This is a genomic window from Mesobacillus maritimus (genome assembly GCF_023715205.1).
Taxonomy (GTDB): Bacteria; Bacillota; Bacilli; order Bacillales; family Cytobacillaceae; genus Mesobacillus_B; species Mesobacillus_B maritimus_C.
Genome location: NZ_JAMBNR010000148.1, coordinates 1 through 232, shown reverse-complemented (window position 1 = coordinate 232; position 232 = coordinate 1). Strand labels below are relative to the sequence as shown.

General features: G+C 50.4%; 1 rRNA gene. It reads right to left on the bottom strand.

The features are described 5' to 3' along the window. Positions 1-232 (bottom strand): 23S ribosomal RNA (locus M3182_RS26005); the annotation flags it as partial.

Sequence of the window (232 nt, the reverse complement as noted above, 5' to 3'; positions counted from 1 at the left end):
TCGGTTTGCGGTACGGGCACCAAATATCATCGCTAGAGGCTTTTCTTGGCAGTGTGGAATCAGGAACTTCGGTACTAAATTTCCCTCGCTATCACAGCTCAGCATACACGGTAACGGGATTTGCCTCGTTACCAGCCTAACTGCTTAGACGCACATATCCAGCAGTGCGCTTACCCTATCCTCCTGCGTCCCCCCATTGCTCAAACGATAAAGAGGCGGTACAGGAAGATTT